At 46.6% G+C, this 6678-nt stretch carries 10 protein-coding genes; 7 read left to right on the top strand and 3 right to left on the bottom strand.

The features are described 5' to 3' along the window. Nucleotides 1-323 precede the first annotated feature (323 nt). Complete coding sequence (locus VIN66_RS06790; protein ID WP_331923272.1) at nt 324-1082, top strand: SDR family oxidoreductase; 759 nt, start codon at nt 324-326, stop codon at nt 1080-1082. 301 nt (nt 1083-1383) lie between these two features. Beyond that, nucleotides 1384-1719, top strand: a complete 336-nt coding sequence (locus tag VIN66_RS06785; protein WP_331923271.1) for a rhodanese-like domain-containing protein — start codon at nt 1384-1386, stop codon at nt 1717-1719. Between the two features lie 42 nt (nt 1720-1761). On the opposite strand, the gene VIN66_RS06780 is transcribed toward VIN66_RS06785, so the two are convergent. Then, nucleotides 1762-2673 carry an EamA family transporter gene (locus VIN66_RS06780; protein WP_331923270.1) on the bottom strand — a complete coding sequence of 304 codons (912 nt, stop codon included), beginning with the start codon at nt 2671-2673 and terminating at the stop codon, nt 1762-1764. A gap of 163 nt (nt 2674-2836) precedes the next feature. On the opposite strand from VIN66_RS06780, the gene VIN66_RS06775 reads away from it, so the two are divergent. The 4 genes from VIN66_RS06775 (at nt 2837) to VIN66_RS06760 (ending at nt 4622) form a co-directional block, all read left to right on the top strand. Then, on the top strand, nt 2837-3265 hold the full coding sequence (locus tag VIN66_RS06775) for a nuclear transport factor 2 family protein (RefSeq protein WP_331923269.1): 429 nt from the start codon (nt 2837-2839) through the stop codon (nt 3263-3265). A 64-nt stretch (nt 3266-3329) separates the two neighbouring features. Continuing rightward, complete coding sequence (locus VIN66_RS06770; RefSeq protein WP_331923268.1) at nt 3330-3665, top strand: 5-carboxymethyl-2-hydroxymuconate Delta-isomerase; 336 nt, start codon at nt 3330-3332, stop codon at nt 3663-3665. A 1-nt stretch (nt 3666) separates the two neighbouring features. Beyond that, nucleotides 3667-4125, top strand: a complete 459-nt coding sequence (locus VIN66_RS06765) for a GNAT family N-acetyltransferase (protein WP_331923267.1) — start codon at nt 3667-3669, stop codon at nt 4123-4125. 8 nt (nt 4126-4133) lie between these two features. Then, on the top strand, nt 4134-4622 hold the full coding sequence (locus VIN66_RS06760) for a GrpB family protein (RefSeq protein ID WP_331923266.1): 489 nt from the start codon (nt 4134-4136) through the stop codon (nt 4620-4622). A gap of 141 nt (nt 4623-4763) precedes the next feature. On the opposite strand, the gene VIN66_RS06755 is transcribed toward VIN66_RS06760, so the two are convergent. Beyond that, nucleotides 4764-4967 (bottom strand): hypothetical protein, encoded by a 204-nt coding sequence (locus tag VIN66_RS06755; protein ID WP_331923265.1) that lies wholly within the window; start codon nt 4965-4967, stop codon nt 4764-4766. A 76-nt stretch (nt 4968-5043) separates the two neighbouring features. Continuing rightward, complete coding sequence (locus tag VIN66_RS06750; RefSeq protein WP_230819021.1) at nt 5044-5241, bottom strand: hypothetical protein; 198 nt, start codon at nt 5239-5241, stop codon at nt 5044-5046. Nucleotides 5242-5762: 521 nt separating this feature from the next. Between VIN66_RS06750 and VIN66_RS06745 the strand changes: the two genes are divergently transcribed. Next, nucleotides 5763-6678, top strand: a 916-nt coding sequence (locus VIN66_RS06745; protein ID WP_331923264.1) for a hypothetical protein, incomplete at its 3' end; no start/stop codon positions are given.

Raw genomic sequence — 6678 nt, 5'->3', positions numbered from 1 at the left:
GTCCATGGGGCTCGAATTGTAAACGTCTTCCTAACGTTTACCCTAAGGGCCAGCGAAGCTGTCCAAATTCGTTCCTGACGAATTTGTCGGCTATCCATGGCCTCCAACGGTCTCAGAAAAAAGTACATCCGTATCCGCTACTACGGCTTTTTTGCGAACTTCGTCGTTACTTCAGAGACAGACGCGGATGTACTTTTTTGGCGGACCGTCTTTTTCATGGATGAAAAAGAGGAGCCTACAGGGACGTATTTACGGCGTGTCCGACGAAAAATGTACGCAGCGGCTGTCGGTACAGAACAATACTTGCAAATTAAGGTAGAAAGATGAACCTGCAAAACAAAACCATCGTTATCACTGGCGGTGCACAGGGCCTGGGCCTGGAAATGGCGCGTATGTGTGCGGCAGAAGGTGCTAAGTTAGCACTAATCGATATGAATGCTGATCAATTAGCGGCGGCTAAAGCCGAACTGGGTGTTAGCACCACAGTAAACACTTACGTTGCAAATGTGGCGAATGAAGAACAGGTAGAAGCAACCTTCGCGCAAATCGACAGCGATTTTAACGGTATCGACGGCCTGATTAACAACGCCGGTATCTTACGCGATGGCCTGCTGCTGAAATACAAAGACGGCGAGCTGCAAAGTAAAATGTCGTTAGCGCAGTTTCAGTCAGTTATCGATGTTAACCTGACAGGCGTGTTCCTGTGTGGCCGTGAAGCGGCCGCAGCTATGGTGAAACGTGGCACTAAAGGCGTGATTATCAATATGTCGAGTGTGGCGCGCGCTGGCAATATGGGGCAAACCAACTACGCTGCGTCTAAAGCCGGTGTGGTTGCAATGACAGTCACCTGGGCGCGCGAGTTAGGCCGCTTTGGTATTCGCGTGGGCGCTATTGCGCCAGGTGTTATCCGCACGGCTATGACCGATGCGATGAAACCGGAAGCACGTGATCGTTTAGAGAAAATGAAGCCGGTGGGGCGCTTAGGCGAGGCCAGTGAAATTGCTCATACTGCTAAATACATTTTCGAGAACGATTTCTTTACCGGCCGGGTGGTAGAAATCGACGGCGGCATTAGCATGTAACCCCAAATTTGAAGGCGCTACGGCGCCTTTTTTCATCCCTTGCGGTAATAGCTGCAATTGACAGTGCAATAATTTCAGACCGTAAAAGCCCGCTACTGTAACTGCTGTACAAGATGTCTTGTCTCTGCGCTACCAACTGCCTGATATAGCGCTTTAATATGTAATTCCGTCGCTGTTGTCGTTTTTGGTTTGGTTTTTGCGTCTACTTAATAACAGTGAGAGTTGAATTGGCATTAACCTGAGCTGGTTATTACGTTACTCACTGAAGGTAAAGCCAGCCGCTCTGACGGAGGAACTTGTGATGAAAGCAGTTACAAAAGCAGACATTAAACGTATTAACGAAGTGGAAGAGGAAGATTTTTTACTGATTAACGCCTTACCCCGAGAAGACTTTAATAAAAAGCACATCCGCACTTCTATTAATATTCCCTTTCCGGATAACGACCAGTTTGTTGATGATGTAGCCAAAGTTGCCGGCGAAAATAAAAACCGCAAGATTATTGTCTATTGTGCGAATAAAGAATGTGATGTATCGCCAACGGCGGCTAAAACGCTGGAAAATGCAGACTTTAGCAATGTTTACGACTACGAGGGTGGAATGGAAGACTGGGAAAATAAAAAGGAACAGGCTGCCTGACATAATTGTGGCCCACAGCTACGCCGTGCTCTAGAGAAGGCGCTACGGCGCCTTCTCTATTATCAAAGGGCTGGCCTCAGCCTGAGTTGTAATAGTTTTCCTAACCGGACGTTGTCCCAACCAAACCCCGAGTAATACCGCTGCCATACCTACTGCCTGCAGCAGGGTCAGGTTTTCATGTAGTACTAAAGCACCAAGCATAGTAGCGCTTAACGGGCTAAGCAAACTCAGTGTAGTAACGGCTGCAGCAGGCATTTTCAGCACACCACCTAGCCACATTACGTAGGTTAATCCGGTACCTATCACACCTAGCCACAAATAGCCAGCAATATTCAGCAAGCTAAAATGGGCTGGCATCGGCTCAAACATCAACGCCAGTGGTAGCAAAAATAGCCCGCCAGCAGTCAGTTGCCAGCTGGTCAGTACCATAGCACTGGCGGGCGGCAGCCATTTTTTTGTCAGCAAAGTACCGCAGGCCATAGAGAATGCACCACCAGCAGCGGCTGCCACACCGGTTAAATCCAGCGCTGCTTCCGGCCCCTGCACCAGCATGGCGACACCGGCTAAACCACAAAGCGCGGCTATCCAGCTCAGTAAACCCGTTTTAGCCTGAAACCAAGCCCAGCCAAGTAGCACCACCACTAAGGGTTGAATGGCGCCTATGGTTGCCGCGACACCTCCGGGTAAGCGATAAGCGGCCACAAACAGCAGCGCCTGAAATACACCGATATTCAGCATGCCAAGCAGAAAGATTTTGCCCCACCAACCTCTGGCAGGGAGCTGGCGTAAACACAGCAGCATAAATAATCCGATGGGTAAGGTACGCAGTGCTGCTGACAACAAGGGAACGTTGGGTGGTAGAAACTCTGTGGTCACCAGATAAGTGCTGCCCCAAATCAGCGGTGCTAATGCTGTTAAGCCAATATCGAACCAGCGAGGTGCTGTATGTTGCATCTGATACTCCTATAACGCTCTCTGTGTTATCCGACAAAGCGCGCACTGTAAAACCTTAACCAAACTTGAGGTAAAGTGTTTTTTAACTCAAATGAGTTTACGTTGCGAAATGACAAAAAATTGTTACTCTGAAGCACGCAAAAACAACATATTGGAATCTCTGATGAAAAAAATCCTGATTGTTCTGCCATTACTGTTCTGCACTATGCAGGCCGTGGCTGACGACAAAGCCGAGCTTACAACATTGCTAGGCGAGTTTTTAGATGGCGCCACCCGAAATGATGCCGCTATTCATAATAAATACTGGGCGGATGAACTTATTTATACCAGCTCCAGCGGCAGCCGTTTTGGTAAAGCCGAGCTGATGCAAGGTGTTACCAGCCGCGGCATGTTGAAACCTGACGAGATAGAAACGGTATACAGCAGTGAAGACGTACGCATTATGCAGTATGGTGACACTGCTGTAGTGGCCTTTGTATTGGTAGGCAGGTCAGGCGCTGACACAAAACGTTATTTAAACAGTGGTACCTTTGTAAAGCGTGAGGGTAAATGGCAGGCGGTCAACTGGCAGGCCACTGTTAAAGCGAATTGATACCGGCAGAAGTATTAAACATTCAGAAAATTAGTGTAATTAATAATCAGATTAGGGGCTTGTCTTGCCGCATTGTGTAATCGAGTATTCAGACACCTTAGATGTGAAACCCATTTTAACCGCAGTGTTTGAAGGTGCACTGCAGTCAGAGCTATTTGAGCCGGGCGGCGCTGATATCAAAGTGCGGGCACAAGCGTACCAGCAGCATATCAGTGGCGCAGAGCATCGAGATTTTATCCATGTGCAGCTTAGAATTTTAAGCGGGCGCAACCTGGAGCAAAAACAGCATTTGTCGCAATCTGTGCTGAACCAGCTGCTTAAACTTGAGCTGATAAGTTGCTCGCATACGGTGGAAGTGGTGGATATAGACCGTGCCAGCTATGCCAAAAAGGTCAGCTGATATGCAGATCCGCTTAGATGATCTAACCGGTGGTGAAGTGATTGCCTTGCTGCAAGAACACCTGGCTGATATGTATGCCACCTCGCCAGCTGAAAGTGTGCACGCACTGGATGTCGATGCCTTAAAAGCCAGTCATATCCGTTTTTTCAGCGCCTGGCAGGATGATGTTCTGGCCGGCTGTGTCGCGATTAAAATGCTGGACAGCAAGCTGGCTGAGCTAAAGTCAATGCGCACTGCCACGGCCTTCCGGGGCAAGGGCGTAGGGCAGGCGTTATTACAGTTTATAATCGACCATGCCAAAGCACAGGGCTTTACCTCACTAAGCCTGGAAACCGGCACTCAGGACTATTTTACCCCGGCCAGAGCGCTGTATCGTAAATTCGGTTTTAGTGATTGCGGCCCTTTTGGCCAGTATAAGCTGGATCCGAACAGCCATTTTATGACTCTGAAACTGCGTTGATGGCAGATATGTACTTGTTTCCCTACAACGCAGCCTGGCCCGGCGAGTACCAGGTACAAGCACAGCAGATAGCGGCAGCATGTGATGACGCCGTTACATTGCATCATATCGGTTCAACCGCAGTAGCGGGCCTGTATGCGAAGGATTGCATCGATATACTGGGTGTTGTCGATAAGCTTGAGCGGGTGCAACACTTTATTAGCCCGCTTGCTGCTTTGGGCTTTGAATACCGCGCGGCTTACGGCATAGAGGGCAGAGCCTACTTTGCTAAAGCGCAGCGAAAAGTGCACTTACATATCTATGCCACTGAACACCACAACATTACCAGGCAGCTGGGGTCTGTAAGGTTGATGCAGGTCAGGCCGGATCTAGTGGCAAAGCTAAACCAACTTAAACTGCAACTTGCTGCAAAATATCCCACTGATAAAGCGCAGTATCAGCTGGAAAAAGCCGCTTTTTATCAGGAAATAATCCAGTTGCTTGAAAGCGCACAATAAGTTGCAACCGATAAGCCAGAAGCTTAACGGGCCTTATTCGGGCAACTCATTATGTTGTGCAACTGCAGATAATACTTCGGCAGCTGAGTGCCCGTTGCAGCTTGATCAATGGTTACGCTTCGTATCACTGAAATTGTGACGTTAGTCTGCTGACGGTGGCAACCGAAGCTTGCAATCCGATGTGTTTTGAGTGCACAGGGCGCAAGGTGTATAACCTATTAACTTTTTCATGTTGGTCATGCTGCCGCAACTGCGTTTTAAGTGGCGTCCGCTCACCAGAAAGCGAATCGACATGCCCAGAATTACAAGCACAAAAACGATAAAGGCGGCAAAAAGTTCAAACATCAATACCTCCGTACCATTCTAACCTTGGTTAGTTTATTCGTTACCCTTGCGAAGGATAGACAACGTCGGAGCGTCATCAACAAGCGCAGGCACTGGCCGATTTTTTACTGGCCGTGTCACAACAAGTCATAGCGTTGCTCGCGCAGTCTTTGGCATCTTCCAGCTTACCTTTCTCATGGCAAGCCGCCGCTTTACTGTGGTGTTCTGCACATGCGCGGTGTTCATCGGCCGCTGCTTTGTGGGCATTAATGGCTGTAGTGTTAGTGTTTGACATAAGGATCACCTTTATTGAGTTTGGGGAAACGAACATTTGCTGATAACCGTTGCGTCGACTACTACCGGTCAACGTTCGTTAGCATGCGCTGAAATTCTCAAGGTGTCTGTGTGGTAGCGAACATCGCGCGCTGGGTGCACGGCAGCTCAGTGTTAATAGCGGCTGAAGGCTACACCATCTTTTAAAATTTAAGCGCATAGTAAAAGATTTGTATTTACATACAGTGTTATTTCAAATATCAGCCATGTCAGGTCAAATATCCCGTTAACATTGCGCACAAGCTAATTGCGGGTTTTATTTACATGCTATAAATTAGGTACTTATTATTGCGCTGCGCAGAAATATAACGCACCGCGCCAGAAATATAGAGCATGCTCGTTTTTCCAGAATGTAAAAGTGGAAGTGCCGAGAATTGTTTTTATTTTACAGTGGTATAAGAGTTACTGTTTCCTCTATCGGAAATGAGGAAGTGAGCATGCACAATAATAAAATGTTAGCACTCCATATTAGAGAACCATGACATGGAAGAATCGAAGAAAAAGTTTTTATCCGAGTTTGCAGTAAATTTGTGCTCTGCTAGATGGCTTTTAACATCTGCTAGTCAGTTTATGACTGGCGGGACTATGGGAGCGCAAGAGCAGGATGTGGCAAATAACTGCCATATTTATGTAATAGGAAAAACTCCAGTTATTTCCTATTGTAAGGAATCATTTAAATATCAGGATGGGGTGTTATCTGGAAAGATAATATACCGTATTGAAGGGGTTTTAAGAGAAAGGAAGTTTTCATTTGAGTTTCCATTATTGGATGGAGCGACCGAGGTAAAACTCTCAGCATACCCACATCGAGAAATATTAACTCTAGATCAAGACGGAAATGAAATAAGATACCTTCCAGCTAGCGCTATTTGTATGGTAAGTGGATGGCATCTCGAAAATACAGAGCTTAGCGATATCGAAGTGCTATATGTTGGGCAAGCATTTGGTGATGGAGCAAGGACAGCATTTGATAGATTAAAAAGTCATTCGACATTGCAGAAAATTTTAGCCCAAGCTCAGTATGAATCCCCTGAATATGAAGTTCAGATACTAACATTCGAGTACGCTACATATAGAATAATCTCGCAAATGGACGGCAGAGCAGGAAATGTAATATCAGATTATCGAGATATGGACCGTTTTAGAAGTATTATTAAAAACCATCTATCAGAGCGTGAACAAATATGCTTGGTTGAAGCTGGATTGATCAGATATTTCCAACCTCGATACAATGAAATATACAAAGAAAATTTCCCAAGTGATACACATAAGATTTTGGAAAGCTGTTATGACTTGGATTTTTCTGGGCTTATTGTAGAGATAAACACTGAAGAGCTTCGATTTCGCCTATTTTCCCCAACAGTAAAAGCAAGCCATCACCACATATGTAAAGTTGATC

Origin of the sequence: Rheinheimera sp., assembly GCF_036568245.1 — a bacterium.
Lineage (GTDB): Bacteria > Pseudomonadota > Gammaproteobacteria > Enterobacterales > Alteromonadaceae > Alishewanella.
This window is presented reverse-complemented; position numbering and strand designations above follow the sequence as displayed.

What these genes read in the sequence shown, in the direction of transcription:
- VIN66_RS06760 (WP_331923266.1), top strand. Translation starts at nt 4,134, where the DNA reads ATGTACTTGTTTCCCTACAACGCAGCCTGGCCCGGCGAGTACCAGGTA.
- VIN66_RS06775 (WP_331923269.1), top strand. Translation starts at nt 2,837, where the DNA reads ATGAAAAAAATCCTGATTGTTCTGCCATTACTGTTCTGCACTATGCAG.
- VIN66_RS06750 (WP_230819021.1), bottom strand. Translation starts at nt 5,241, where the DNA reads ATGTCAAACACTAACACTACAGCCATTAATGCCCACAAAGCAGCGGCC.
- VIN66_RS06790 (WP_331923272.1), top strand. Translation starts at nt 324, where the DNA reads ATGAACCTGCAAAACAAAACCATCGTTATCACTGGCGGTGCACAGGGC.
- VIN66_RS06765 (WP_331923267.1), top strand. Translation starts at nt 3,667, where the DNA reads ATGCAGATCCGCTTAGATGATCTAACCGGTGGTGAAGTGATTGCCTTG.
- VIN66_RS06785 (WP_331923271.1), top strand. Translation starts at nt 1,384, where the DNA reads ATGAAAGCAGTTACAAAAGCAGACATTAAACGTATTAACGAAGTGGAA.
- VIN66_RS06780 (WP_331923270.1), bottom strand. Translation starts at nt 2,673, where the DNA reads ATGCAACATACAGCACCTCGCTGGTTCGATATTGGCTTAACAGCATTA.
- VIN66_RS06755 (WP_331923265.1), bottom strand. Translation starts at nt 4,967, where the DNA reads ATGTTTGAACTTTTTGCCGCCTTTATCGTTTTTGTGCTTGTAATTCTG.